Below are 26,606 nucleotides of genomic sequence, written 5' to 3' on the forward strand. Positions count from 1 at the left end.
CTTACTTGGGCACATGCTTTGTAATTTAATCGAAAGGTGTTATGAACATGAATCATTTGCATCGTAGAATGGGAACTTTCGCTTTAATGATGGTAGGTCTTGGCTCAATCATTGGGTCAGGATGGCTTTTCGGTGCTTGGCGTGCCGCTCAAATTGCCGGTCCTGCTGCTATTTTGTCCTGGTTGATTGGGATGGTTGTGATTTTATTTATTGCTTTGTCTTATAGTGAACTCGGATCGATGTTTCCAGAGGCAGGCGGAATGGTGAAATATACACAATATTCACACGGCTCCTTTATCGGGTTTATTGCCGCTTGGGCAAACTGGATCGCTATTGTCTCCGTCATTCCTGTTGAGGCGGTGGCTTCTGTCCAGTATATGAGCTCATGGCCTTGGGAGTGGGCAAAGTGGACAAGCCATTTGGTCACAAAAGGGGTTTTGACGACAGAAGGGCTCATGGTCGCCAGTGTGCTTCTTGTAATTTACTTTCTGCTCAATTATTGGACTGTTGGGTTATTTTCAAAAGCGAATACATTCATTACCGTGTTTAAAATTATCATTCCAGGCTTAACAATTGGTGCGCTCTTATTCGTAGGTTTTCATAGTGAGAATTTTACTTCTGGAACAAGTATTGCCCCTAACGGCTGGGCGAGTGTGCTGACAGCTGTTGCGACATCAGGAATTGTGTTTGCCTTCAATGGCTTCCAAAGCCCGATTAATATGGCTGGTGAGGCGAAAAATCCAGGTCGATCAATTCCGATCGCCATTGTTGGATCCATTTTGATTGCGACTGTGATTTATGTGCTTTTACAAATCGCCTTTATTGGTGCTGTCGATCCGTCCATGATTGTGAATGGATGGGGCCATTTGAATTTTAACTCGCCATTTGCTGACCTTGCCATTGCGCTTGGGATTAACTGGCTGGTTCTGATTTTATATGCAGATGCGTTTGTATCACCTTCTGGTACAGGGATTACGTATACGGCGACGACGTCCCGTATGATTTATGGAATGGAAAAAAACAAATACATGCCAAGCGTGCTTGGCCGTCTGCACCCTATTTACGGTGTGCCTCGTCCAGCGATGTTTTTTAACTTAGCCGTATCGTTTATCTTTCTGTTTTTATTTAGAGGATGGGGTGTACTTGCAGAAATCATTTCAGTTGCGACGCTCATTTCTTATTTGACAGGTCCAGTGACCGTTATGACACTGAGAAAGACAGGGACAGATTTATATCGTCCGCTTCGAATAAAAGGACTCAGCATCATTGCTCCTCTTGGTTTTGTCTTTGCGTCATTGACGCTGTATTGGGCGAGATGGCCGTTAACAGGTCAGGTGCTGTTCATTATTATTATCGGTCTTCCGATCTATTTTTACTATCAAGCAAAAGCGAAGTGGAAAGGCTTCGGCCGCAACTTTAAGGCAGGTGCTTGGATGGTCGTGTACTTACTTGTGATGATGACGATTTCCTGCCTTGGCAGTGACAAATTTGGCGGTTATAACGTCATTCATTATGGCTGGGATATGGCGCTCATTGCAGTGGTTGCCTTGCTGTTTTATATGTGGGCACTCAAAAGTGGATTTGAAACAGAGTTTCTAGAGGATGCGAAAAAAATCAATGATGAACTGCGTGCTTCTCAGCAAGAAGCCGCATCATCCAAAGAATAAAGGAACGGCTGCCTGAATATCGCGGGCAGCCGTTTTATTTTGATAAATGATGCATCACATGCTGCCTCAGCCAAGTGGTGACGCCATGCAAAACGGCTGCTGTGACAAATGAGATGAGCATATACCTCCAAAGCTGATCCATGCCTTGTCCACTCACCCAAAACACGATTCCTAGAAAAACGAGTGTAAATAGAAGCATGAATAAAAATGATACAGACCAGAAAAAAGCCTTCACTGAAGGTCACCTCCTCGGAGTATTGTATGCAGGCAATTGAATGATCAGACCAGCTATGAAGGGGTAGAATCATGATGAAATCTATTGCAAAAGTCAGATAAAAACACCAAGTGATTTGACAGTTGTGTTAAGATGAGAGCATATTTTGAGTGAAGATTGTGTGGCATAGACGGAGGTGTTTGGGGTTGAAGATACAAAAAGTTCTAAACAATAATGTCATTAGTGTGATAGATGAACATGGAAAAGAAATCGTCGTCATGGGCAGAGGTATCGCGTTTCAAAGACGTCCCGGAGACACGGTGGACGAATCGTTAATCGATAAAGTATTCCGCCTGGAGGATCACTCCGTTCATGAGCGGATGAAAATGCTGCTTCTGGAGGTTCCGTATGATGTGGTCAAGGTAACCGAAGAAATGATTCAATATGCACATACAAAGCTGAACCGGAGATTAAATGAAAGTCTGCATGTATCACTCGCAGACCATATTCATTACGCCATCGAACGATTGAAGAAAAATCATCTCATTGAGAATTCGCTCATTTGGGAGATTAAACGCTTATACAAAGATGAATTTCTTGTGGCAAATGACTGTCTTGAGATGATTGAAGAGCGTCTTCATATTGAACTACCTGAGGATGAAGCAGGCTTTATTGCCATGCATATCATTAATGCAGAGCTCAATGAGGACATGAATACAACGGTTAATATCACAAAAGAAGTAAACGCCATTCTCACCATTGTGAAATATCATCTTAATATGGAATTTGATGAAGACTCACTCAACTTTTACCGTTTTCTCACGCATTTGCGCTTTTTCGTCCAGCGTCTGATTAACGAAACAATGCTTGTCAGCGAAGATCAGGACTTGTATCAGCTGATCAAGGTAAAATATCCGAAGGCATACGAATGTGCAAAGAAAATTGCAGAATATGTCTATCAAACCTATCACCGAGATCTCACATCAGAGGAGATGCTGTACCTATCCATTCATTTGAATCGATTGATCAAACGAGAGAAATAAAGGTAGTTCTTAAAAGAAAGCGTTGACATGAGAAAAGCTGAGTGGTACTATTTGCTCATAAACATAAAAGAATACGGTTTCACAATGATCGTCTTAGAGGATTGTGACTGTTCGGCAGGCAAAACCTAAACGTTCACTGAAAAAGCGCAATGGCAAGTTGCGACTATTTTTGGTGCCCGTTTAGGTTTTTATTTTGCCCAAAAACGTATTTTTTTGAAAAAAAGGGGGTATTTGTATGAGTTATCGTCAATTAGCAGAAGACATTATCAAACACATTGGCACAGAGAAAAACGTTCATTCATTAGTCCATTGCGCCACAAGACTTCGCTTCACATTAAATGACCGATCAAAAGCAGACAAAGCAGCCATTGAAAAATTAAATGGCGTTGTGACTGTCATGGAAAGCGGTGGCCAATTTCAAGTAGTCATTGGCAATACCGTACCAGAGGTTTATCGAGAAATTGGAGAGTTTACGAATCTATTAGAGGATTCCACTTCTTCATCTGCAAAATCAGGTGGAGAGAGCACGAGCCTTTTTGGAAAATTCGTCGACATTGTTTCTGGTATTTTCACACCACTTCTCGGTGTCATGGCGGGTGCTGGTATTTTAAAAGGCCTATTAGGTATCTGTATCAACGCGAAATGGTTATCACCTGAAGATACGTCTTACCAAATTTTATTTGCTGCGTCTGACAGCTTGTTCTACTTCTTGCCATTACTGCTCGCATTCACTTCGGCGAGGAAGTTTAAAGCGAATCCATTTGTCGCTGTGACGATTGCTGGTGCACTCATTTACCCAACCATTCAAGAGTTGTCAAAAGGCGGCGGAGATGTGACCTTCTTCGGTATTCCGGTCGTCTTAATGTCTTATACATCGACGGTAATACCAATCATTTTGGCAGTGTTTGTCATGGGGTATATCGAACGTTTCTTTAACAAAGTCATTCATGAAAGTGTCAAAAACTTTATTACACCACTGATTTTACTTGTCACGGTTGTTCCGCTGACACTCATTGTATTCGGACCATTTGGTGTGTATGCAGGGAACGGCATTGCAGCTGTCTTGCTGAAAATATTCTCCTTTAGTCCTACACTTGCAGGTGCTTTAATTGCGATGGCATGGCAGGTCCTTGTGATCTTCGGTATCCATTGGGGACTTGTTCCAGTTATTCTAAATAATATCGCAGTCCATGGAAAAGATCATATCAAGCCGGCTACTGCGCCAGCTGTATTCTCACAAGCCGGTGCTTCCATCGGTGTTATGCTGAAAACAAAGAATAAAAAACTGAAATCATTGGCTGGATCGACAGCAGTTTCTGCCGTGTTTGGGATTACAGAGCCAGCTGTATACGGTGTCACGCTTCGTTTGAAAAAACCATTTATTGCAGCCGTTCTCTCTGCGGGGGTCGGCGGTGCGATCATTGGTTATTCTCAAAGTATTGCGATTGCGTCAGGGCTTCCAAGTTTACTGACACTTCCAATTTTCTACGGACAAGGCTTTACAGGGTTCATCATCGGAATCTCGGTCTCGTTTGTTCTATCCATCGTCTTGACTTATTTGATTGGATTTAAGGATCCAGTAGATGAAGATGAAACGCCGGCACCGGTTTCTGCGCAAGCTATGGAAAATGAACATGGGGTCAAAGCAGCTCATGTGAAGAGTCCTTTAAAGGGCGAGGTGATCAAGCTGGAGGAAGTGCAGGATAAGGCATTCTCATCTAGTGCACTAGGAAAGGGCGCAGCCATCATTCCATCAGAAGGCAAGCTGTTTGCACCAGTATCAGGAGTCGTGACAACGGTGTTCCCGACAGGCCATGCGTACGGTCTCACCTCTGAAAGCGGAGCAGAAGTACTCATTCACATTGGTCTTGATACCGTACAATTAGGGGGACAGCATTTTACCCCGAAGGTCGTACAGGGGCAAACCATCACAGAAGGTGAACTGCTTGCAGAGTTTGATATTGAAGCCATCCAAGCTTCTGGCCTGTCCGTCACAACACCAGTGATTATTACCAATTCCGGTGAGTTTAGCGATATCATTGAAACAGAAGAAAAACAAATCACACCAGGACAATCATTTTTACATCTTGTTTAATGAAGAGGAGGAAGAATTCATGAAATATTCAACATTAGCACCATTTCCAAAAGACTTTTTCTGGGGCGGATCTACTTCCGCCTATCAAGTAGAAGGTGCATGGAACGAGGATGGCAAGGGGCCTTCTGTCATTGATATGAGAGCAAGCTACCCTGAAGGCACAACAGATTTTAAAGTCGCAAGCGATCACTATCACCGCTATAAAGAGGATGTGAAGATGTTTGCAGAAATGGGTTTAAAAGCTTATCGCTTCTCCATTGCGTGGACACGAATTATTCCAGATGGAGATGGGGAGATCAATCAAAAGGGGATTGCATTCTATCATTCTCTCATTGATGAATTGCGCCGCTATGACATTGAACCAATCGTGACAATGTATCATTTTGATCTGCCTCATGCGCTTCAAGTAAAAGGCGGTTGGTCAAATCGTGCGACAGTCGATGCGTTTGAACGTTATGCTGAGGTTCTCTTTAAGGAATATGGCCAGAAGGTAAACTATTGGCTGACCATTAATGAACAAAACATGATGATCTTACATGGATCTGCGCTCGGTACACTTGATCCAAATTTAGAAAATCCGAAAAAAGAACTGTATCAGCAGAACCATCATATGCTCGTAGCTCAGGCAAAAGCCATGACGCTTTGTCACCGTTTGCTGCCAGAGGCGAAAATCGGACCAGCGCCTAACATTGCACTCATTTATCCGGCATCTCCAAAGCCTGAGGATGTACTTGCTGCGGCGAATTACAATGCAATCCGTAACTGGCTGTATCTTGATATGGCAGTCTTCGGCCGTTATAACAACCTTGCTTGGGCGTACATGAAAGAAAAAGACATTCTTCCTATCATTGAAGAGGGAGATATGGATATTTTAAAAAGTGCGAAGCCTGACTTCATTGCCTTTAACTACTACACATCTCAAACAGTTGAAGCGAGTAAAGGAGATGGCAACGATGAATTTGCACGCGGCGGAGATCAGCATTTAAAATCTGGTGAAGATGGTGTATACAAAGGCGGCAACAACCCGTTCTTAAGTAAAAATGCGTTTGGCTGGGAGATTGACCCTGTCGGCTTCCGATCAACGATGCGTGAAATTTACGACCGCTATCAGCTGCCTCTTATTATCACGGAAAACGGATTGGGTGCTTTCGACAAGTTAGAAGAAGATGGATCGATTCAGGATGATTACCGAATTGATTATTTAGAAAAGCATATCAAGCAAATCAAATGGGCGATCACAGACGGCGTCGAGGTCTTCGGATACTGCCCGTGGTCCGCCATCGACTTAATCAGCACACACCAAGGGTGCTCCAAACGCTACGGGTTCATCTACGTCAACCGCGATGAATTTGACCTAAAAGACCTGAAGAGAATTCGTAAAAAGAGCTCTTACTGGTATGAAACCCTGATTCAGCAAAATGGAGAGAACATCGGGGAGTAACAAATAAAAAAGCCAATCACCTTATGCGGGTGGTTGGCTTTTTTTCTTCGTTCACTCTATTGGCAAGATCATATTGTTCGAGTTGTTCTAGAATGATAGTTTGATTTAACAGATTGGTAAACTCTGCTTACTTTTATAATCCGAAGAAGATCACAATCCATTTCGCTGTTTCGAATGCTACATCAGGTGGTAGACCAGCCTGTATAAAAATTGCAGATATTCCCTTTTCTTGTACATTTTGAACTTTTTCAATATAATCTGCTACTTTGTAAAAACCTGATTTAGCTTTCTTTGCATATTTCTTGCCTATTACTTTTGATAAGGGCTTTTCTAAGTATGTTCCTGACTTGCGAAGAGCCTGAACAGAAAGTTTTTTTGCTATTGTAGTGACGATATTTTTAGTTTGGGCTTCTTTAGATTGTGGTGGGTTATATCTTGCACCATTTTTTAGGAACATATACATTTCGGCTTGTGTCATTTGTCCAATTGGTGGATATTGATTTTTAGCAGGATATGTATTTGATTTTGCTAACATAGAATTAGGATAGAAAACTGAAGCTATCATTGTTATTGCCAAAGGAAATAGGAGTGTCCCGGAGTTTGTTTGAATAACAGGTTTTTAGGTGTCTTGAATGAGTCAACTCCTTAATGCTTACTTCGTTCCGCTTACCGTTGACTCATGCCATATCTAGCCCTCAACCTCCAGTGGAAGCAATAATACCCAATAACAAGACAATAGCCGCAAAAGTCATTCTATAGCCTTTCTCGTTTTGCTTATTATTCTTTCGTTTTTGCATATACATAGCAAAATAAGAAACGCCCGTCAACATCAACAATATAGATATAATCAAAACAATCATCACCTTTCTGGCTCATAACCTCGATCCTTCTTAGGTGCATTCTGTTTTCTCTCGTTTTCCTCCTTCAAAAAGTACTCTGCGTCTTTTAAAAATCGCCGAAGAAGTCGGCTATTATTTTTCCTAAATTCAAGACCTCGGACGCTGTCCGAACCCCATAAAAAAGAAGCAGGCTTTAATCGCATACTTCTTCTTCAGCCCACACTGCAAAGAGCATCAAACCACAAATAATAATTGCCCCTAAATCCATCACATGAATTTCAATGGTCATCATGATCACCTCCATAGTGAACGAATTCTACCACAGAAATTTTCATCAAAACGAAGTTCTAAAAAATAAAAAAAATGATTGCGGACACCGCAACCAAAAAAGGAATTTTCTTAAATCTATCTTAAATCCTTTGATACACTCATTTTAATTTGATAACCTTTATTTTGGAATTTAATACAAAAGGAGGAATATAAACAAAATGTTCAAAAAAACACTTTTAACCCTAATTACCCTAGCTCTTGTCATATCGATATGGACTCCATTTTCATCAGAAGCATCAGCAGAAACACACTCTATCAATTCACAAGAATTAGAAGCGTTAGTAACACCAACAGTTCTACAAAATGAACAAGCTACCAAAGAATTAGACGAACTTGAAATGAAAATGGGGGAATACATAGAAAACCTTCCATTTACAGAAAAAGAATTCGAAAACATGTCAGAGACAGAACAAAATAAAGTGATAGATCAATATTTCAACAATGAAGAATTTTTAGCTTTAGAAAACCGAATGAAACAACTTGACTCGAAAAGTAGTCAGAGTGAAATCACAACACAAGCACTACCAGTATTCTTCATACCTATCGCAATGACCGTAGGAAGAGTTGCTTTAATGGCTATCAGATCAAAAGGCGCAAGAACTGCACTTAAATATCTAAAAAATCGAATAAAAGGATTCGGTAAAAATTACAAAATTAAATGGGATGTAAGAAATGATAAAGGACAACTTAGAAGTTTAGTTGTTGTCCTACACAAAGGAAAGAAAAAAACAACAAGAGTATTTGCTGTAGACAATGGAAAAATCCCTTTAATACCAAAAACCTCAACTTGGTATTGGCATTTCCATGTAGCTCCAAAAGATAAAATACACCATGCTCTCAGAGCATCAGTACCAAAGAAATACAAAGCAAGTCCAGGAGAAACAATATTACACTAAAAACCCCTAATTTTTAGGGTTTTTTTTCTCTTCATGACTTGTAACTATATCAACTGGATGTATCAAGTTTTCATCATCATTATCCTCATCAATGTAAGGCATAATAAGAGAATCCAACTCTTCTTTATCATCAACTAAAGCAACGTAAGTTGTATAATCCTCTAAATCTGATGGAAACAATTCAGCTTGACCAACATTACTTTTCAATGCTTGGTCAATAGCACTCTTTAATTCTATTAAACCCTCACGATTACCAATAATATAAGAATCCATATGCCAACTTTTTTGAGCATATATATGACAAATCTTATCTCTATCTTTCATTATCTCATTACACCCTTCCTGAAAAATTTAATTGATTATGTGCCAACACGCCAACCAGCTATAACCTCAAACGTCTCATTGGCTACTGTATCCTCATCTTCTTCAATCCTGATCAGATATCCTTCCTAGGCATCAATACGCTATTTCCAAAACTGCCACCAAAATTTTTTTGTCCTTCCTTTTCCTCCTGCTCCTGCTCCGTTGCCGCAATTAATTATTTAGTTTCTTGAGTTTCTCTTTATGGCCTCTAACAGCTTTTTATCTCTTTCAAGAAGACTGCTTTGTATGTATTCTTGCTGTTTTTTCAACTTGCTGGAGTTTACGAATCACATCTTGCTCTCTACTATTATTATACCCCGAATTCAATCTCGTTTATAGACTGTTTTCCGCCCAGATCAGGCCGTATACTGTTATACGCAAGTCAAAAACGATAAGGGGTGTGGCTGTATGAATGACAATGAGCAGGTTTTAGATCCTGGCCCATTTTTCCATGGGACGAAAGCAGAATTGAAGATTGGAGATCTGCTTGAACCGCAGTACTTATCGAATTATCAGGATCAAAAATCAAATCATATCTATTTCACTGGAACATTAAACGCAGCTAAATGGGGTGCTGAATTAGCAAGATCTGATGCGAAAGAGAGAATTTATCTTGTAGAACCGTTAGGCGAGTTTGAACATGATCCGAATGTGACTGACAAAAAATTTCCGGGTAACCCAACACGTTCTTATCGGTCGAAATCCCCTTTGAAAATCGTCGCAGAATTAGGTTCATGGGAAAGACATTCCGATGAAGAAATCGATCATATGCTGAGCTCTTTAAAGAAATTAAGTGAAGAAGGAAAAAATGTCATATACGATTGATGATTCTCAATCACACGAAGGCCGCCTCATCAATAGCTGGGCGGCCTTTTGTTTGATCTTATTGAAACAATGCATCCATCAACTCATCAAATGTTTTTGCTTGCTTCAGGAAGTGAATGCGGTCTGGATTGTCCAGTAAATCGACGGCCTGTTCAAAGAATTGATTCATGCAGGCTGCGTCATCCTTATGAATGGCTAATAAAAAGACAAGTGATACTTGATCTCCCTGCCAGTCAATTGGCTGTTTTAAGTGTGCGATGGCTACGCAGGAGGTGCCTTCATTTGTGATGAGCGGGTGTGGCATAGCCATTCCTCTGCCAAGATAGGTAGACGACATTTGCTCCCGCTCAAGCACCGAGGACCGAAAAGAAGGCGATACTAGCTGATGCTCCTCTAGACGACTGCATAGTGTGTCTAATACCTCGTCCTTGCTGGATAGGTCAGCATTCAATAAGGTCAATCGTTCTTGAAAAAACGCCATCAGCTCTTTAGAGGGAGTCCCGTGCCCATTTAATATATGAATGACCTCATTCACCCGCTGTACATCATGATGTTCAAAAAAGGCGCTGACCTGAATCACTGGTTTTCCCTTTGATGCGAGTGGGACGGTTGTAATGATGACATCACAGGGCAGGGTGGTGCTCATGAGATAATCCTGATAGGAATACAGCTCGACGATGTCCAGTTCGTGCTGAAAGGCTGCCTTCAATTTAATTTCAAGCAGTCTTGCCGTCCCTAATCCAGACCCGCACACGATAATGGCTTTCTTTTTTTGCGAGGTGTCGAGCTGACTTCTTTCAAATGAAGCAGCGATATGCAAGGCAACATATGCGGCCTCATCCTCATTTGGCGTCCGCACTAGCTGTAAGGCATTCAGTCCGCTGACAGCCAAATCAAATGGGTATGGATAGGACGCTTTGATCTCATGCAAAAGCGGATTTTGTAAGGATACGCCATATTGGATTCGATTTAATAGTGGCTTCATATGCAGCATCAAGTCTTGCTGCAGGATGTTGTCATCTGCAAAGCGGTGGCCGCTTGTTTTCTCAATGTGCTGTAGAAAGACCGCAACCGCCTGCTGAACTTCCACTGTCGTCTGATGCTGGGCGGCTTCTTTCCACGTTTGGTTCGCCAATAGATGCATCACTAAGTAATCTGTTTCATCCTCTGATAAGGTGACATGAAAGGTGTCGCTCATCTGCTGTATGATCTTTTGGGCAATTCTCATTAAGACTGGCGATCTTTGTGTACGAGTGGTGCTGGCGGATATCCGCTGGTTTTTTCGTGTCTGCTGAATCGCAATCGCTAAGTGAATGACTAAGTTTTTTAAGGCAATGTCTTTAATGAGCAATGACTCTTGATGCAGGTTCGTCAAGACAATAGATCGAATGGTTTCAAGAGAAATATCAGGAAAATGGAGCTGCTCCCGCTCGGTGATATGAGAAAGTGCAGGCTCTTCCTCAAGCAGTAAGTCTGCATAGCATGTTCTTTTTTTCAACTCGTCTCCCTCAATTTTTAAGCCAAATCCGGGTTTTGACACAAGGGTCATGCCGTAACGGGCTAACAGTTCTCGTCCTTTTTTTAAATCACTGCTGACCGTCATGCGGCTGATAAACAGTTCTTCAGCCAGCTGGTCAATTTTTAAGTAATCCGGTTGAAGCAATAGCTTTCTCATCATAAATCGTACACGCTCTTCTGGCATGATGGGGACGAGAGAGCGGGCAGGAAGTTTTTGTTGATGAAGCCAAAGCAGGAAGGCATCTTGGTCGCTCGTTAATAGGGTGTATCCCTTTCCGCGGATCGTTTTAATCTTGGCTCCAGCGTCCTTTAATTGCTCATTTGCTTCTTTGATTAAATTGCGGATGGAGCGGTCAGATAAGCGAAAAGAGGCAGTGAGCTCCTCCAGCTTCACGAACCCTTTCGTTTCAAATAGCCGCTGAATCAGCTGATAGGTTCGAGGATCTGCCGTCAGCATCATTGCGCGGCTCCTTGCGCCTGTAAGGCATCAGTACCAAGAGCGATGGCGCCCATTAAACCTGATAATCCATCAAAGGATGGCTTTGTGATAATTTCATTTAAAGGCTTTGGCAGTTTCAAATAGCCGCCAAGCCGCTTTTCTGTTTCATCAAGAATGAGCGGCAGCATAGCGGGCTGTTTCATCACACCACCGCCGAGAATGATGCGCTCTGGTGAAAGGGTGAGTAATAAGTTGGCGGTCATCTGCCCGAGATAGTAGGCATGAAGTGACCAGGCAGGATGCTCCTCTGGCAGCATTTGTGCCAGTGTATGATAGCGTCCTTCTATGGCAGGTCCAGATGCCAGTCCCTCTAAACAGTCATGATGTATAAGGCAGCAGCCACCGTAGGAATCATGAGGATGCCGCTGAACGGTGATATGACCCATTTCTGGATGCAACAATCCGTGAATGAGGCGGTGTTCAATATAGGCACCGCCGCCTATTCCAGTTCCAACAGTGATATAGACCAAAGAAGCTGGCTTTTCTGCTTCGACCGAAAAGCGGGCTTCTCCGAGTGCTGCACAGTTCACATCGGTATCAAGCTTCATCGGGAGCCCAAGGGCTTGTTTTAAGGTTGAGAGGAAAGGGAATTGGCGCCAGGCTGTTTTTGGTGTGTCTAAAATCGTCCCATAGCTTGGGCTTTGTTCTTTTACATCGACAGGCCCGAATGCCCCAATTCCAATGGCATCGACAGGATGCTTTGTAAAGTAATCGATCACTTGCCGGCATGTTTCATCTGGATTACCTGTTGCAAAGGAAGTCATGTGTTCAATCGTTCCATCTGTTGTTCCGTAGCCGCAGACAAATTTTGTTCCGCCTGCTTCAATGCCTCCAATTCGCATGGTCAATGCCCTCCATTAAAGAGAGGCGGAATCCAAATGGACCCCGCCCCTACATGTTCATTTTTTCTTTACAATGTAGGTTTGTACCTGACAAGGTGTGAGCGGTTCAATGTGTAATGATCCATGTTGTGCTTTGAGTATATGTCCTTCAGGTGTTTCGCCTAAATTCGCTGTTTCTCCGTGTTGTAGAGATGAACTATTGATTGAAGCGGCTGTTTGACGCGTTAAATATGGATTGAAGAGACGGATGACAATGCCTGTTCCATGCTCTTCTTTTTTTAGAGCGCTTAGAATGGCTCCGTCTGTCTCAATGTCAAGCAGGCTATAAGTAGATTGTAAGTCTTCTTTTTCATCTCGGAAAGAGAAAATTAAACGACCGTTTAAAAAGTCTGCCCGTTCGTAGCATTGAACTGGGGTGGTATACCGCTTAGCAAGCTGCGCTAAGTGCCCCTCGCTGACAGCGTCCTTGCTATAGTGCATGCCAAATGAGAACGACAGTGCACCTTGCAGCTGAGCGTCAGGTGTCTCAACAATTTTTTCCCCAGATGCGCGGCCTGGACGGTAAAGAAGATTTTCTTTCCCCATTTTTCCGAAACAGCGGAAGAGCGTATACGCAATCGTTGTGTAGCCTTCTCCTGTGATCTGGTATTCTCTCACACAGTCGGTCAATAGAGCGACACCATATGCTTCATCACGAAGTGCAGTAAAGGATTGCATCGGTTCAATGGTGATCGGTTTTTCTTCCCAATGCTCATTGCTCCACCATTCAAGCTCTTGCGTGAGCTCTGTTGGGCGTTCGATGGTTCCAAACTGCTGATCGCTCAGTGATACCTTTGATGCGATGCCTGTATCAAAGAGGACACGCAGACGATGGTCTAACGCATGATTGTCGACATCGACATGAAAACGGATGACAGGCTCATCTTTGTTTAATGCCACCTTCGCTGTGATCGGGAGTGTAGTCGTGACCGATTGCTGAGAGCGCTCTTCTAAGTCATACGGGACAGTGAGCTGAAGCTGGATGGTCAGCTCTTGTTGCAAGCTGCTTTTAGATACTGCGATGTCTGCAGAAGAAAGGTTCTTGGATGACACATACAGATCCTCACGCGGTGGGGAATAGTTGTAAGAATCTCCATCGTCTCCATTGTCTTCAAAGGTCATTTGCTCAGAGAATGTCCGGCCTGTTTGTTTATCTGTGATGTCCAGCGATCCGTTGTCATTTGCCGCTATGCGGTAATACGTATTTTCAATCGCGCGTCCTTCTGTTTGTTCCCATGCAGATTCGCTTGATTCATCGAAAACCATGCTGACTTGTGTATAACCAACGGACGGTAAGCTGGCGGCTTCAATCAGCAGAATGGCTTTCCATACTTGTTTTGGCATGTACACATCTTTACTTGGGTTAAGAGAAATTTGCTGTGCCAGCACATAATCTGTGACATCGGTTTTGCTTTTTACTGTGTAGTGAAGCGTTTTTCCATGGGCATCTTTTAGTGTAAAAGGACGTTCTGTGATAAAGGTTTCAACTTCAATAACTTCAGAACGCTTTGAAGGCAGTGTATTAAATAAAGTAAACGTGATTTCTTGCTCTGTTTGCAGTCGAATGGCGATGAGGCGCATGTGTAAGTCCACAAGATTCTCGGCGATTTCTTTTGCCTGCTTGTAGCGGAAGAAGACATCTTGATTCGTCGTGTCGCTATTGCAGCCGCCAATGCTGTCATGCGCTGCATTTTCAAACATGAGGTACCAAATATCGCGAACCGTATCATGCGGATAGTCGTGTCCGAGTGAATAGCTAATCGTTAGGATGGGCTCCATCACATTGACGAGATAGTTTTCAATTTGATTGTTTAAGATTTTTAAATCAGCTCGTGTTGAAAAAATAGATTTATGAATCCGCATATGCTTTGCATGAATGAGCTCTCCTTCTAATGTTTCAAAAGACGTCCGCTCTTTTTTCACTGCTGCAATGTAATCTTCTAAACTGCTGATTTGATAGTGGTGCTTGTCCAGTTCATTGGCTTTTTCTAATAAATCAGGCAGGTTTTTGCGGATCGGTGCCTGGTCAAAGCCATTTGGGAAATAGACATTCTTTGTGGTTGCCTTTGCTTGCAGCGCGCCGATTTTTTCAGATAAAAAGGCTTGTAAGTCCTCATCCTTTTCAGGAATATTCCCACCGTAGTAGTAGCCAAATGGCAGATTCACAGCAAAGACTTCACTGCCGTCAGCTCCTTGCCAATTGAATTCAGTGTGATTCGTCATATGGTCTGAAACGCCGCGCCAAAAAGCCGTATCCACAATGCCGAAGCCGCGGTAAATTTGAGGCATTTGTGCGGATTGACCGAAGGAATCAGGGACATAACCGACTTTCATCACATGACCGAACTGCTGACAGCGTTCAATCCCATATTGCAGGTTCCGTACAATCGATTCACCTGAAATGACGAGCTGGTCGGTTTGGGTATACCATGGGCCGATGATGAGACGTTTGGCTGTGACGAGCTTTTTGATTCGATTTTCATCCTCTGGACGCCATTTCAGGTAATCATCCAATAAGGAGGCCTGGGCATCGAGCATGAAGTAATGGAACCTTTCATCTGTTTCAAGGGTGTCTAAAATGTCCATTACGCTTTTCATTAAGTAGATACGGGAGCGGGAGGTGGTGAAATACCATTCCCGGTCCCAGTGAGTATGTGGAATCACATGTACATTGACAGTCATTGATTAACGACACCTTTCTTTGTTCAAATTATCCTTCTAGCACAAGGTCAAAATCGTCTTCTTCTTTCTGCTTCTGCTCATTTTCTGGTTTATTTGGTTCTTTTTTCTCAGAGAAATTCACTAGCAAGTTGGCACCAATACCGATGACGAGTGCGCCGGTAAGAGCTCCGATTAAATAAGCCCACCAGTTTCCGACTGAGAAGAAGCCGTATAGCCCGCCAATTGGAGGCATGATGTCATGGACACCTAATAACGCAGCGACACCGCTTCCAGCAGCACAAGCGACGACATTCAGCGGAATCAATTTCAAAGGATTGACGAGGGTAAAAGGAATCGCCCCTTCCGTAATACCGATAATGCCCATGACAAGCCCGCCTCGTCCGGCTTCTCTAAAGGTTGGAGAGAAGTTACGTTTTCGAATCAATGTCGCAAGCCCGTATCCAAGCGGCGGAATGACAATCGCAATATTGACGAGAATGGCAGGGAGGTAGACGCCTGACAGGAAGAGTGCGTTACCAGCCATCCAAGCGGATTTATTCACTGGGCCGCCAAGATCGAAGCCAATCATCGCACCTAGAATGAGAGCGAGTGCAAGGGTGCTTGTGCCGTCAGCGACCATACCTTTAATCCATTCAATTAATGCCGTGTTCAAAGCGCCTAATGGCCCGCCTAGCAGAACAGACATGAGAAGTCCGGTTAAGCCAACGGTAATAAGCGGTAAGATGAGCAGAGGAACAAGTCCGGCTGCGGAGCCTTTAATTTGAATTTTTCGTTTCACAAAAAGAGCGACATATCCTGCGAAGAAGCCTGCAATAACGGCACCGATAAATCCAGCATTCGTTGAGCTGGCAAGGGCACCACCGATGAAACCGGCCGCAAGCCCTGATTTATCCGCAATCGAATAGGCGATAAATCCAGCGAGCAGGACGTTCATTAAGCCAATGCCTGTCCAGCCAACCTGCTCCATTAAATAGGCGCCGTGTAAAATGCCGCCAGCATCCTTATAGGCGTTTAAATCTGAAACACCAAATCCTAATCCGACTAGTTTTGCTAAACCAACGATAAGTGAGGCGCCGATGATCACAGGAAGAATATAAGAAATACCGGTCATGAGATGGCCTTCAATGACTTTTAATTTAGCTTTCATTTTGCTTTGCTCCTTTCTAAATGGCATTGCTCACGTTTATTGAGATTCAGATTTTTTCTTTTCAACAAGTGCTACAGCTTTTGTGATGATTTGCTCGGCATTTTTTAATGCGCGTCCAATCTCGACACGTACTGTGGGAATGCCTGAGAAACGTTCCGCATCGTTGATATGCTGATTTGAGGCAATGATACAAAGGTCAGCCTGCTGTGCTTCCTCTGCTGTAATGCCATTTACCTGTCCCATAATCCCTTGCTGCTCGATTTTGATCTCGTGACCGAGCTGTTTACCTGCATTCTCTAACGCCTTTGCTGCCATTGGTGTATGAGCTAACCCTGCTGGACATGAAGTGACACCGACAATTTTCATTGTGTAATCCCCTCTTTCAATTGTTGTTCAATGACTTCGTAATAATAGTCAGCGGTTTGACCTGCTTGTATCTTTTCGATGAAAGCCGGTTCCATGAGGCTTGTCGCAATCCCTGACAGTAATTTCAGGTGTGTGACATTTGCTTCTTCTAATGGAACGAGCAGTGTAAATAAATAGCTTGTGGGCAAATCGTCGAAGCTTCCCCATTCAATAGGCTGTTCTAGCTCTAAAAAAAGAAGTGAAGCCGTTTGTACAGCAGAGCTTTTTGTATGAGGAATAGCGAAGCCTTGCTGAAGTCCTGTTGAGACTTCGTCTTCGCGAGTCAACAAATCTGATAATAACCCCGTCTGATCGTTTGTAATCTGAAGGTCTTCAGCTTTCTCGGCAATGTATTGTAAAATCTCATTCTTTGATCGTCCGTTTACTTGTGTGAAAACATGATCTTTTTGGAACAAGCTGATCCCTTCTCTCTTGTTTGTTAAGCGCTTACAAGTTGATTGTAATGTACTTTTCGGCATGGTTAAATAGCATCATTTTCCGTTTGAAATGGCAAAAAGTTTATGAAGCTATTCGTCTTGCTGTCTGTATATCTCAAATCCTAGCTTAAAACGAGTTTAATTATGTAAAAAACAGATTCTACTAAATGTATTTCTGTGATATTCTTCCAAGGTATCATAAAAGATAAGGGGGTCTTTTCATGTTCAAAAAGCAGGTCAAATCCTGTGTGGTCGTACTCATGGCCATCATTCTCTGTATGGCAGCAATTCCTGGATACGAGGCAACAGCTGCCAGTAAAGGAACAAATGTCAATGAAGCCATTGGGTTAAAAAATGGTGAAGTCATTTCAGGTACATTACAGAATGAAAAGGAAGAGTCATGGTACCAAATCACGCCATCTGCACAAGAGGTGGCAAAACATACGCATATGAAAATTTCTGTAAAAAGTAAACAAGTGTTGTCCGTATCGGTCTATCCAAGTAAAGACAGAGCGACGAAGGATGACACTTATTCCAGATATCGTGTGGACACTGCAAGTGGAGAGGCAGAGATCGACTTTCCGCATGCATGGTCAGGTCCTTACTTTGTCAAAGTACTCTATTTAGGTTCGGAGGAAGACAGCCGTGATGAGGAAGAGGATGCGGCCTATACAATCGGGTATAAAGGAGCTAACCTTCCGCCTTCTGAACCCGTTTTCCCTGAAGACGATGAGCCTGACATCATTATTATTGAGAAAAAGTACGGGCGCGAAATTCTCCAATCGATTCGTACAATCGAAGATAAACGTTTTAATGAAACAGCCAATGGTCAGAAGCTGAGCCGTGTGCTTCAAAAAACAAAGCCGTTTCTCAAATCGAAGCTCATCAAACAAAAAAATGAGCAGCAAAAGGTATACAATCATCTGCTTACATTAAAGTCACTGCTAAATGACGTAGAGAAAAATGGTGCTTTTAGCGGTCATATCGTGACAGAGAAAGAACAACAGGCGATCCGTTCCCTTTTTGATATGCTCAAAGAAGCAAGTCCTGCCTATTTAAAGAAGGAATTAGAAGCAGTGAGTCAAAAAATTGGAATCGATCAGCTTGAAGGAAAATCGATCGGTTATGTATTAGAGAAGCAAAAGCTTGTAAAAGAAGAGAAAGTGAAGACGAATAAGATCATTTTTAAATTAAAGGATGGCCACACGCTTCAATCTGCGAAAAAGAAGATGAAAAGCTATGGAATCCAAGAAAACCGCGTGACATCGCAGTCAGTAAGTCCTTTGTTTAAAGGAATGTATGTCTATGATGTGCCAGCAGGGCAAGAATCAGCTGGAAAGACTTTAAAAGCAGGCAAAGCTGTCATCAAAAGCACTGCAAGAAAGCTGTCCAGCATGCCGAATGTTGAATTTGCGGAGCCTGTTCAAACCTATCGTGCACTGAGTAATGACGTGCAGTATGGTTACCAGTGGCCGCTGAAAAACAGTGCGCAAAACAGCGGAAAAAAAGGCGCTGATGTCAAGTTTGAGCAAATGAATACACTGGTTGGCACAAGCAAAATGAAGCAAACATTGATTGCTGTTGTGGATACAGGTGTAGATAGCCGTTTGACTGATTTAAACGGGGCTGTTCGTACGGACTTAGGTGCGAATCTCATTGGAAGAAACAAAGATGCGATTGATGACAATGGACACGGTACGCATGTGGCCGGCATCATTGCCGCAAAAGCCGATAATCATTACTCCATGGCAGGCCTCAATCAACATACGGGCATCATTCCGGTGAAGGTGCTGGACGCCTATGGTTTTGGAGATACAGAGCATATTGCACTTGGAATCAAGCATGCAGTAGATAAAGGCGCAAAGGTCATCAACATGAGCCTTGGCGGCTACTACAGCCGGGTGATTGAATATGCAATGAACTACGCGGCTCAAAGAAATGTACTAGTGGTCGTGGCGAGTGGAAATGATGGCGTTCCAGAAATGGGCTATCCTGCGACATCAAAATACGCAATGGCCATTGGCGCAAGCAACCGTATGGATATTGCCGCTGAATTCTCAAGCTACGGTAAAGGACTGAGCATGTCTGCACCAGGGTCTGATATTCCAAGCTTAATGCCAGATGGGAATGTCTCATACCTGAGCGGGACATCAATGGCGACACCATATGTGGCAGCGGCAGCAGGATTACTTCTTTCTAAAAATCCAACCTTGAAGCCGAATCAAGTAAGGAATATCTTGCAAAGCACAGCAGATAACATCTCCTTTACATCTGTTGATGGAAAAGATGACGTTTTCTATGATGAAAACGATGAGCCAATTGTCGATCCGAAAATTCCAGGGGTCGATTGGATGACAGGACATGGTAGACTGAATGCATTTGCTGCTTTAAGTGCTGTCGAACTGAATGCATCTGTGAGCAAAGTGGAGGATCAGCATCAAAAGGTGACAGGTAAAGCAAAGGCCGGCGCTGCTATTTCTGTGTATAGAGGCAAAACCTTGCTTGGAAAAAGCACAGCAGGTAAACAGGGAACCTTTAGCGTGAAGATCAAGCATCAAAATAAAAACAAAGTCCTTCACATTAAGATTTCAAAAGGAAAGGCCGCTACAACACTCAAAACAGTCGTCAAAAAAGGCAAAGCACCAGCTAAGCCGAAAGTGGGCAAAGTAACGGTCAAAAGTAAAACGGTCAAAGGAACTGCGGGTGCAGGATTGACCATTAAAGTGAAAAACAAATCTAAGAAAGTCATCAAAACGGTGAAAACGAATAACAAGGGCGCATTTACTGCTCAAATAAAACCGCAAAAAGCCAAAACGGTCTTGTATGTGACCGCTTCTGATGTGAGAAAAAGAGAAAGCAAAGCGGTGAAGGTTGTTGTTGTGAAAAAGTAAGAGGAGAACTTCCCTTTCTAAAAAAAGGGAAGTTTCAGCGTGTAGACAAACCCTCGCATTCGTTGTCAGGACTGTGCTCCGGTCGCCCTTCCTAGACTTCAAAGGTTTTCTATCACACTTAAAAGGAAGACAAAGGGCTAAATTAAAATTTTAGCCCTTTGTCAACAATCTTAAAACCTGGTGCTATACACCAGGTTCTTCTCGTTTTTTCTGAATCCAAGCTGTCACATAATAGGCAGCATAGCAGAGCGCGATGAAAGGGATGCCGCAGATGAGAGCAATCCGCTGATTGGGATCAAAGGCAATGCCGATCACAGATGCAAGACAGAGGAGGAAGGCAGCAATCGGAACGACTGGATAGAACGGGGTTCGAAAGGATAGATCATGGAGCTGCCCGCCTTCCTGTAAAAAACGTTTCCGAAACATCAACTGTGAGGCAGCAATCCCCATCCACACGATCACAACGGCCAGTCCAGAGATCGAAACAAGGACAAGGTATACCGTTTCTGGTGCGATGACACTTGATAATAAAGAAAGAATACCGCCGATCATACTTAAAATCAGTGCATTCAAAGGAATCCCTTTTGATGTCAGCTTCGCCAGTTTTTTAGGCAGTGTCCGTTCCTCAGAAAGTGACCAGAGCATACGGGATGACGCGTATAGTCCCGAGTTTGCGGCAGATAAGATCGCCGTCAGAATGACAAAATTCATGAAATCTGCAGCATATGGAATCCCGATTCGATCAAACACTACAACAAATGGACTTTTGATCACCCCGGCTTCTTCCACTGGGATCAAGCCGGCTAAGACCACGATCGTTCCAACGAAAAACAAGACAAGACGCAGTACGGTTGTGCGAATCGCTCTTGGAATGGTCTCGTCAGGATTGACGCTTTCACCCGCAGCAATTCCAATTAACTCCGTACCTGAAAAAGCAAAATTGACGGCCAGCATCGTCATTAAAATTGGCAAAAAGCCGTTTGGGAAAAGACCGCCTTCTCCAGTGAAGTTAGAAAAGAACGGAGCGGCCTCACCGCCCTTTAATGGAATCAAGCCAAACATCGCAGCTCCGCCAAGGATAATAAAGAGAATGATAGCCATTACTTTAATGCTGGAAAACCAAAATTCCGATTCTGCAAAAAACTTAACTGTAAAAGCATTGAGTAAAAAGATGAGAAGAGCAAAAACGCCACTCCACATCCAAACCGAAGTGTCTGGGAACCAGCGCTGCATTAAAAGCCCTGCCGCTGTAAATTCCGATCCGAGTGCCACTGTCCATGTCAGCCAGTACAGCCAAGCGACTGTATAGCCTGTGCCGGGTCCAATATATTTTGTTGCATACGTATGAAAGGCCCCTGTAACCGGCATTGCGACAGACAGCTCGCCTAAACAGAGCATCACGAGGTACACAATTAATGCTCCGACAAGATAGGCAAGGATCGTTCCCGCGGGTCCTGCCTGATTGATGGTATATCCAGAGCTTAAAAAGAGCCCTGTTCCAATGACGCCGCCTAGAGAAAGCATGAACAGGTGGCGGCTCGTCATTTTTCGTTGATATTGTTGTGACTGATCTTTTGCTTGTTCCATGTCTTCCCGCCCTTTTGCTTAGAAGTATGTGTGATGATTCGTGGTGCTATGATGTGGTTTGGTTTAAGATGTCTGTGATATCTTCTGGGGTCGTCCGACAGCAGCCGCCGATGATATGCGCGCCGTCTTTATACCATTGATGCGCACATTCACCAAATGTATGCTGAGGCGTCTCCCCGCTCCATACCTTTTCTTCAGGATCATATAATTCCCCTGAGTTTGGATACACGACAATCGGCTTGCTCGTCCCCTTTTTCATCTCTTGAATGAGAGACGAGATAAATTGCGGCGGCGTACAGTTTACACCAACAGCAGCGATCTGTTCATAAGGTTCCAATGCTTGTACACATTCTCTGAGCAAATCACCTTCACTAATATGAAGGTCATCCTTCGCGCTGAATGTAATCCAAGCACATACACCACTGAATTCATCTTGCAGCAGCTTTGCGATGGCCGTTGCTTCAATTAAGCAAGGGATCGTTTCACATGCAAGAATGTCTGCACCAGCTTCTACTAATGCCTGAATTCTTGGTCTGTGAAAATCAATGAGTGCCTGCTCTGTGAGTCCGTAATTTCCCTTATATTCTGAACCATCAGACAAATAAGCGCCGAATGGCCCCACAGATCCTGCGACAAATGGTTTTGTCCGCCCTTTACGATGCGCTTCATCCTGCCAAAAAAGATCGCGTGCCTCTTTGGCTAAAGTGACAGATCGTTTCATCAGTTCAATGGCTTCTTCTTTTGTATAGCCTTTTTCAGCAAAGCCATCAATCGTTGTTTGGTAGCTGGCTGTTGTGGCACAGTCAGCTCCGGCTTGGAAGTAATCCAAGTGTACTTGCTGAATCAATTCTGGCTGTTCAATGAGTATTTTGGCTGACCATAAACGATCGTTTAAATCGCAGCCCTTTCGTTCAAGCTCCGTTGCTAGTGCACCATCTAAAATCAAAGGTGCATGAGGCTGTAAACGGCTTTGAATAGGATTCATCGGAATTGAACACCCTCCTTTTTAGTCGGAAATGATGGATATGATATGAGGCAGTAGTTTAAATGACTAAAGTGTTTTTGTCAAGGAGAGGAAAAAGCATGATATCGCAGAAAAACCTTGAAAACATGCGGGTTTCGGTGCATAAACATGCAGTCAAAATAATAGAAAACCAAGTCATTGACAGCCTCTAAAAAGAGATATATATTATGGAAAGGTTCATTTCAGAAAGCTTCATCAAAAGGCGCTGTCTTTTGATTTTTATTTTGTCCAACGGCTGTCTTCTTTCGTGTAGAAAGAGGGTTTTTTATATGCTTAAAAAAGGAGGAAAGAAATTGAAAAAATGTGTAAAAGATATCGCAATGATTCTGATTGGTTCTTTTTTATTTGCCGCAGCAGTGAACATGTTTGTCATTCCGCTTGAATTTGGTGAAGGCGGTGTTACGGGGCTGTCCATCATTTTCTATTATTTGTTTGAAATTGCACCATGGCTGACAAACCTAGTGTTTAATGCCATCCTGCTGCTTGTAGGGTATAAATATTTGGACAAGAAGACGACGATTTATACTGTGGTTGCCGTCGCAAGTAACTCCCTATTTTTACACCTGACCACAACATGGGTCGTGAATGTACATGAATTGATCATTGGAGCGATTTTCGCAGGAATTATCATCGGTATTGGAATTGGTCTAGTGTTAAGAGCAGGCGGTACAACGGCGGGTTCTGCGATTCTCGGAAGAATTGCCAACAAGTATTTAGACTGGAACGTGAGCTATGCCATCTTGTTCTTTGATCTGATCGTCGTATTTGCTTCCTACTTTATTATTGGTGCAGAAAAATTAATGTTCACCATTGTGATGCTGTACGTGGCAACAAAGGTGATGGACTTCGTGATAGAAGGACTTAACACGAAAAAGGCAGTGACGATTATATCTTCATGCAAAGATGATATTGCCGAAGAAATCAATCACACCCTGGACCGAGGTGTGACGATTTTAAACGGGCGCGGTCATTATTCAAAGGAATCGAAGGAGATTCTCTACGCAGTCATTCAAAAACAAGAGCTCATGCGCCTAAAGAAAATCATCAAGAAAATTGATCGAGACGCATTCGTTGTTGTCCATGACGTGCGTGATGTGTTTGGAGAAGGATTTGTGAATATATAAAAACGAAAGACCCGATTCCATTAGGGTCTTTTTTTTATACTCTATACCTCTTGTCACATGATACTATGTATTGTATAGTATAAATGGTTAGGAGTTGTAATCATGAATGCACAATTAAAAAAAGGTTTACTGGAATTCTGTGTACTGGCGGTATTAAAGAAAGGCGATTCCTATGGTTATCAAATCATTAAAGATATGTCCCATTGTATTGAGATTTCAGAATCGACATTATATCCGATATTAAAGCGGTTAGAACAAAACAATTATGTAGAGACCTATTCCCAGGAACATAACAGTCGATTAAGAAAGTACTATCGAATGACAAAAAGCGGCCGTGAGCATATGGCGCATTTTTTAGCGGAATGGGATCAAGTGATGGCGATTTACGACTTTATTTCTGGAGGACAGGGCAATGAATAAAAAAGAATTTTTAGCCAGCTTAGAGAAGCACCTGCATCGTCTAGGCGAAAAAGAAAGTGATCGGTTCATCGAATATTACGATGAAATGATTGAGGATTATCAGGAAGATGGCTACAGTGAACAGGAAGCTGTTCATCAAGTGGGACACCCTGAAATCATCGCTGAGGGTATTAGGAAAGAACAAGGAATTAAAACCGTGGAGGTGCCGACGCTCGGAGAAAAAATCACAAGGCTCTCGATCCTCATTTTAGGCTTTCCTTTATGGGGAAGTATTTTAGCTGCCGTGATCCTGCTGATTCTTTCTGTATATATGGTGATTTGGTGCATTCCGCTCGTGACAGGTGCATTGACGCTGTCTGGTCTGCTTGGAGGGTGTTGGAGCATCATTGGTTCTCCGTTTATCTATCAGGATGGTTTTCATGTGGTGGTGACGCAGTTTGGGCTTGGTATCCTACTATTAGGTGTAGGATTAATATGCGGCATCGCCACGGTGTATATGACAAAGCTATTCGCGCAGATGACTGTCCAAACCAGTAAGGCATTCATGGGGATGTTTAGAAAGAAGGTCGTGAGAATATGAAGGTAAATGAATTAAAGAAGAAATGCTTTACCTGGGGCATCATTTTCACCGTTGTTGGAGGTATGGTAACGGCGATTGGTTTTGGACTATCAGGCTTTGACCTAGATGCATATCACACAAATGACGAGAACAACGTTTTCCGCACCATCAATTGGTAGCACGCCCACGCCATCATGAGATGAAAAAAACACGCTTAGGCGGATTCAGGCTGTCGAGACAATCTCGACAGCTTTATTTTTTCCTTAAAGATTCCATCTCTCCGTTTTATAAAGGACCATGTCCAGCGTAAGCCGACTGATATATTTTATCAAAATAAGTGAAAACCCCACTTTTACTTCAAGTAAAGGTGGGGTTTGTCTACGGTCTGAGTAGTCCTATGGGCTACTTTTTATTTACCAATATTAAACCAACCTGGCATTGCTTGAATAACATTCCATAGTTTTTGTGGAATATTAAGCTGGTCGAGTTTCGAAATGTTCAACTCTGAAGCGATCTCGGCTTCACGTCCATTTGCGACTTTTTCAACCCAATCGGGGTTCATAATTAACGCATGACCAATGGCGATTAGCGGCAATCCTAATTCCATAGCTTTAAGAGCATCATCCGGTGTTATTATGGAACCAGCAGTCATCACAGGCACCTTACCGTTTGCTCTTTCAAGAATTAATTCAAGCCGTGTTTTTTCATCTTGACTATCTACTGGCTTAGAAGACACATTATCTAATGAAGCATGAATATAATCTAAATCCTGTCCAACAAGGAAATCAATTAATTCATACGTGTCTTTCATACGTAACCCATCCTCTTTGGAGGATTCTTCAGGGGAGAGTCGGAATCCAATAATGAATGGTTTTGAAGCATGTTTTTCAATGACATTTTTGATTTCTTCAATAATCGCCAACGGAAAACGCAATCGATTTTCAAGTGATCCTCCCCATTGGTCCGTCCGTTGATTCGTTGCTGGCGACCAAAAATTCTGAATTAAAAATCCATGAGCCCCATGAATCTCGACGCCATCAAATCCGGCTTCAATTGCTCGTCTTGTTGTGTCTCCAAAAGCACGTACAATCGACAAGATCTCCTCATGTGATAGTTCTCTTGTTTCTGAAGTTGAACCTAAATTAGTAACTTCGGGTTGCAATGCACTCGCACTAACTGCATCCAATCCAGGCAGGGCTTTATTACCTGCATGAAAAATTTGAAGTACCGCAGGTGAGCCTCCACTTTTCGCTGCATCAGCTAATTTTCGTAAACTTGGAGTAAATTCATCATGGTAACCAGCAAATTCATTCGTAAAACCTTGCCCATTAGGTGTAACATGAGTACACCCTGTAATGACGAGTCCTACTCCATTTACTCTTTGTTTGTAATACTTTACCTCGTCATCCGAAATGGTAAGGTCGTCATTACTTGACCAGGTTGTCATAGGTGCCATGACGATTCTATTCTTAATTGTTATTCCGCTTTTGAATGTGAAGGATTCAAATAACCTACTGTATTTTTGATTCATCTCTTTAACCTCTCTATCGAATATTCTTCTAATGTTGAGTAAATCTGACTACTATTATTACCATTCTGAGCCGTTACAACTATCCCTATTAGAAGTTCTACTTTAGTGTAATTGGTTAACGTAAGGGGAAGTAAAGCGTTAATTTTCATATGATTATATAAAGTATTTTTGTTTTTAATTCTCCTTTA

At 42.8% G+C, this 26,606-nt stretch carries 23 protein-coding genes; 11 read left to right on the forward strand and 12 right to left on the reverse strand.

The features are described from left to right. Positions 1-47 precede the first annotated feature (47 nt). Positions 48-1,667 (forward strand): glutamate/serine transporter AimA, encoded by a 1,620-nt coding sequence (gene aimA, locus C6W21_RS15045; protein WP_106051046.1) that lies wholly within the window; start codon positions 48-50, stop codon positions 1,665-1,667. 34 nt (positions 1,668-1,701) lie between these two features. Here the strand turns inward: aimA and C6W21_RS15050 are convergent, their stop codons facing one another. Further along, entirely contained in the window at positions 1,702-1,902 is a 201-nt protein-coding gene (locus C6W21_RS15050; RefSeq protein WP_106051047.1) for a hypothetical protein, read from the reverse strand. A 185-nt stretch (positions 1,903-2,087) separates the two neighbouring features. Here C6W21_RS15050 and licT point away from each other — a divergent pair, with 185 nt between their 5' ends. The 3 genes from licT (at position 2,088) to C6W21_RS15065 (ending at position 6,460) form a co-directional block, all read left to right on the forward strand. Beyond that, positions 2,088-2,924, forward strand: coding sequence for a BglG family transcription antiterminator LicT (gene licT / locus C6W21_RS15055; RefSeq protein ID WP_106051048.1), 837 nt, complete (start codon positions 2,088-2,090; stop codon positions 2,922-2,924). 235 nt (positions 2,925-3,159) lie between these two features. After that, a complete protein-coding gene (locus C6W21_RS15060; RefSeq protein ID WP_106051049.1) occupies positions 3,160-5,019 on the forward strand; it encodes a beta-glucoside-specific PTS transporter subunit IIABC in 1,860 nt (619 codons plus the stop codon). 19 nt (positions 5,020-5,038) lie between these two features. After that, a complete protein-coding gene (locus C6W21_RS15065) occupies positions 5,039-6,460 on the forward strand; it encodes a glycoside hydrolase family 1 protein (protein ID WP_106051050.1) in 1,422 nt (473 codons plus the stop codon). 133 nt (positions 6,461-6,593) lie between these two features. Here the strand turns inward: C6W21_RS15065 and C6W21_RS15070 are convergent, their stop codons facing one another. Then, positions 6,594-7,037: a hypothetical protein gene (locus tag C6W21_RS15070; RefSeq protein ID WP_142392856.1), complete on the reverse strand. Its 444-nt coding sequence runs from the start codon at positions 7,035-7,037 to the stop codon at positions 6,594-6,596. A gap of 750 nt (positions 7,038-7,787) precedes the next feature. Here C6W21_RS15070 and C6W21_RS15075 point away from each other — a divergent pair. Further along, the gene (locus C6W21_RS15075) at positions 7,788-8,525 is read left to right on the forward strand and encodes a hypothetical protein (protein ID WP_106051052.1); all 738 of its coding nucleotides are present in this window, start codon (positions 7,788-7,790) and stop codon (positions 8,523-8,525) included. A 6-nt stretch (positions 8,526-8,531) separates the two neighbouring features. On the opposite strand, the gene C6W21_RS15080 is transcribed toward C6W21_RS15075, so the two are convergent. Continuing rightward, complete coding sequence (locus tag C6W21_RS15080) at positions 8,532-8,849, reverse strand: hypothetical protein (protein WP_106051053.1); 318 nt, start codon at positions 8,847-8,849, stop codon at positions 8,532-8,534. A gap of 447 nt (positions 8,850-9,296) precedes the next feature. On the opposite strand from C6W21_RS15080, the gene arr reads away from it, so the two are divergent. Continuing rightward, positions 9,297-9,713: an NAD(+)--rifampin ADP-ribosyltransferase gene (gene arr, locus C6W21_RS15085; protein WP_106051054.1), complete on the forward strand. Its 417-nt coding sequence runs from the start codon at positions 9,297-9,299 to the stop codon at positions 9,711-9,713. 58 nt (positions 9,714-9,771) lie between these two features. On the opposite strand, the gene C6W21_RS15090 is transcribed toward arr, so the two are convergent. From C6W21_RS15090 to C6W21_RS15115, 6 genes are read right to left on the reverse strand one after another with little or no spacing between them, the layout of a single operon-like run. Continuing rightward, positions 9,772-11,691 carry a BglG family transcription antiterminator gene (locus C6W21_RS15090; RefSeq protein ID WP_106051055.1) on the reverse strand — a complete coding sequence of 640 codons (1,920 nt, stop codon included), beginning with the start codon at positions 11,689-11,691 and terminating at the stop codon, positions 9,772-9,774. Further along, complete coding sequence (locus C6W21_RS15095) at positions 11,688-12,572, reverse strand: ROK family protein (protein ID WP_106051056.1); 885 nt, start codon at positions 12,570-12,572, stop codon at positions 11,688-11,690. Before C6W21_RS15095 ends, C6W21_RS15090 begins: the two co-directional genes overlap by 4 nt. A 57-nt stretch (positions 12,573-12,629) precedes the next feature. Then, positions 12,630-15,293 carry a mannosylglycerate hydrolase gene (gene mngB, locus C6W21_RS15100; protein ID WP_106051057.1) on the reverse strand — a complete coding sequence of 888 codons (2,664 nt, stop codon included), beginning with the start codon at positions 15,291-15,293 and terminating at the stop codon, positions 12,630-12,632. A gap of 28 nt (positions 15,294-15,321) precedes the next feature. Beyond that, entirely contained in the window at positions 15,322-16,440 is a 1,119-nt protein-coding gene (locus C6W21_RS15105; protein ID WP_106051058.1) for a PTS fructose transporter subunit IIC, read from the reverse strand. Positions 16,441-16,476: 36 nt separating this feature from the next. Then, positions 16,477-16,806: a PTS fructose transporter subunit IIB gene (locus tag C6W21_RS15110; protein WP_024424400.1), complete on the reverse strand. Its 330-nt coding sequence runs from the start codon at positions 16,804-16,806 to the stop codon at positions 16,477-16,479. Further along, positions 16,803-17,324: a PTS sugar transporter subunit IIA gene (locus C6W21_RS15115; protein ID WP_223260991.1), complete on the reverse strand. Its 522-nt coding sequence runs from the start codon at positions 17,322-17,324 to the stop codon at positions 16,803-16,805. The genes C6W21_RS15110 and C6W21_RS15115 overlap by 4 nt, the downstream gene beginning before the upstream one ends. 179 nt (positions 17,325-17,503) lie before the next feature. Here C6W21_RS15115 and C6W21_RS15120 point away from each other — a divergent pair, with 179 nt between their 5' ends. Beyond that, positions 17,504-20,173, forward strand: a complete 2,670-nt coding sequence (locus C6W21_RS15120) for a S8 family peptidase (protein WP_106056646.1) — start codon at positions 17,504-17,506, stop codon at positions 20,171-20,173. A gap of 183 nt (positions 20,174-20,356) precedes the next feature. Here C6W21_RS15120 and mmuP read toward each other — a convergent pair whose 3' ends face one another. Together mmuP and mmuM are read right to left on the reverse strand one after the other, a co-directional pair. Beyond that, the gene (gene mmuP, locus C6W21_RS15125; RefSeq protein WP_106051061.1) at positions 20,357-21,760 is read right to left on the reverse strand and encodes an S-methylmethionine permease; all 1,404 of its coding nucleotides are present in this window, start codon (positions 21,758-21,760) and stop codon (positions 20,357-20,359) included. Between the two features lie 46 nt (positions 21,761-21,806). After that, positions 21,807-22,745 carry a homocysteine S-methyltransferase gene (gene mmuM, locus C6W21_RS15130; RefSeq protein WP_106056648.1) on the reverse strand — a complete coding sequence of 313 codons (939 nt, stop codon included), beginning with the start codon at positions 22,743-22,745 and terminating at the stop codon, positions 21,807-21,809. A gap of 332 nt (positions 22,746-23,077) precedes the next feature. Here mmuM and C6W21_RS15135 point away from each other — a divergent pair, with 332 nt between their 5' ends. The 4 genes from C6W21_RS15135 to C6W21_RS19090 all read left to right on the forward strand — a co-directional run bounded on the left by C6W21_RS15135 (position 23,078) and on the right by C6W21_RS19090 (position 25,066). Beyond that, a complete protein-coding gene (locus tag C6W21_RS15135) occupies positions 23,078-23,908 on the forward strand; it encodes a YitT family protein (RefSeq protein WP_034320763.1) in 831 nt (276 codons plus the stop codon). A gap of 102 nt (positions 23,909-24,010) precedes the next feature. After that, a complete protein-coding gene (locus C6W21_RS15140) occupies positions 24,011-24,328 on the forward strand; it encodes a PadR family transcriptional regulator (protein WP_106051064.1) in 318 nt (105 codons plus the stop codon). Next, on the forward strand, positions 24,321-24,908 hold the full coding sequence (locus C6W21_RS15145; RefSeq protein ID WP_106056650.1) for a DUF1700 domain-containing protein: 588 nt from the start codon (positions 24,321-24,323) through the stop codon (positions 24,906-24,908). The genes C6W21_RS15140 and C6W21_RS15145 overlap by 8 nt, the downstream gene beginning before the upstream one ends. Next, a complete protein-coding gene (locus C6W21_RS19090; protein WP_189318207.1) occupies positions 24,905-25,066 on the forward strand; it encodes a hypothetical protein in 162 nt (53 codons plus the stop codon). The genes C6W21_RS15145 and C6W21_RS19090 overlap by 4 nt, the downstream gene beginning before the upstream one ends. A gap of 230 nt (positions 25,067-25,296) precedes the next feature. On the opposite strand, the gene C6W21_RS15150 is transcribed toward C6W21_RS19090, so the two are convergent. After that, positions 25,297-26,418 (reverse strand): NADH-dependent flavin oxidoreductase, encoded by a 1,122-nt coding sequence (locus tag C6W21_RS15150; protein WP_106056652.1) that lies wholly within the window; start codon positions 26,416-26,418, stop codon positions 25,297-25,299. Between the last annotated feature and the right edge of the window lie 188 nt (positions 26,419-26,606).

This window comes from Bacillus sp. NMCN1 (assembly GCF_002998085.1).
GTDB lineage: Bacteria > Bacillota > Bacilli > Bacillales > Bacillaceae > Bacillus.

What these genes read in the sequence shown, in the direction of transcription:
- C6W21_RS15075 (WP_106051052.1), top strand. Translation starts at nt 7,788, where the DNA reads ATGTTCAAAAAAACACTTTTAACCCTAATTACCCTAGCTCTTGTCATA.
- aimA (WP_106051046.1), top strand. Translation starts at nt 48, where the DNA reads ATGAATCATTTGCATCGTAGAATGGGAACTTTCGCTTTAATGATGGTA.
- mngB (WP_106051057.1), bottom strand. Translation starts at nt 15,293, where the DNA reads ATGACTGTCAATGTACATGTGATTCCACATACTCACTGGGACCGGGAA.
- C6W21_RS15105 (WP_106051058.1), bottom strand. Translation starts at nt 16,440, where the DNA reads ATGAAAGCTAAATTAAAAGTCATTGAAGGCCATCTCATGACCGGTATT.
- C6W21_RS15065 (WP_106051050.1), top strand. Translation starts at nt 5,039, where the DNA reads ATGAAATATTCAACATTAGCACCATTTCCAAAAGACTTTTTCTGGGGC.
- C6W21_RS15150 (WP_106056652.1), bottom strand. Translation starts at nt 26,418, where the DNA reads ATGAATCAAAAATACAGTAGGTTATTTGAATCCTTCACATTCAAAAGC.
- C6W21_RS15060 (WP_106051049.1), top strand. Translation starts at nt 3,160, where the DNA reads ATGAGTTATCGTCAATTAGCAGAAGACATTATCAAACACATTGGCACA.
- C6W21_RS15120 (WP_106056646.1), top strand. Translation starts at nt 17,504, where the DNA reads ATGTTCAAAAAGCAGGTCAAATCCTGTGTGGTCGTACTCATGGCCATC.
- C6W21_RS15115 (WP_223260991.1), bottom strand. Translation starts at nt 17,324, where the DNA reads ATGCCGAAAAGTACATTACAATCAACTTGTAAGCGCTTAACAAACAAG.
- C6W21_RS15090 (WP_106051055.1), bottom strand. Translation starts at nt 11,691, where the DNA reads ATGATGCTGACGGCAGATCCTCGAACCTATCAGCTGATTCAGCGGCTA.
- C6W21_RS15145 (WP_106056650.1), top strand. Translation starts at nt 24,321, where the DNA reads ATGAATAAAAAAGAATTTTTAGCCAGCTTAGAGAAGCACCTGCATCGT.
- C6W21_RS19090 (WP_189318207.1), top strand. Translation starts at nt 24,905, where the DNA reads ATGAAGGTAAATGAATTAAAGAAGAAATGCTTTACCTGGGGCATCATT.
- C6W21_RS15080 (WP_106051053.1), bottom strand. Translation starts at nt 8,849, where the DNA reads ATGAAAGATAGAGATAAGATTTGTCATATATATGCTCAAAAAAGTTGG.
- mmuP (WP_106051061.1), bottom strand. Translation starts at nt 21,760, where the DNA reads ATGGAACAAGCAAAAGATCAGTCACAACAATATCAACGAAAAATGACG.
- C6W21_RS15095 (WP_106051056.1), bottom strand. Translation starts at nt 12,572, where the DNA reads ATGCGAATTGGAGGCATTGAAGCAGGCGGAACAAAATTTGTCTGCGGC.
- C6W21_RS15110 (WP_024424400.1), bottom strand. Translation starts at nt 16,806, where the DNA reads ATGAAAATTGTCGGTGTCACTTCATGTCCAGCAGGGTTAGCTCATACA.
- mmuM (WP_106056648.1), bottom strand. Translation starts at nt 22,745, where the DNA reads ATGAATCCTATTCAAAGCCGTTTACAGCCTCATGCACCTTTGATTTTA.
- arr (WP_106051054.1), top strand. Translation starts at nt 9,297, where the DNA reads ATGAATGACAATGAGCAGGTTTTAGATCCTGGCCCATTTTTCCATGGG.
- C6W21_RS15140 (WP_106051064.1), top strand. Translation starts at nt 24,011, where the DNA reads ATGAATGCACAATTAAAAAAAGGTTTACTGGAATTCTGTGTACTGGCG.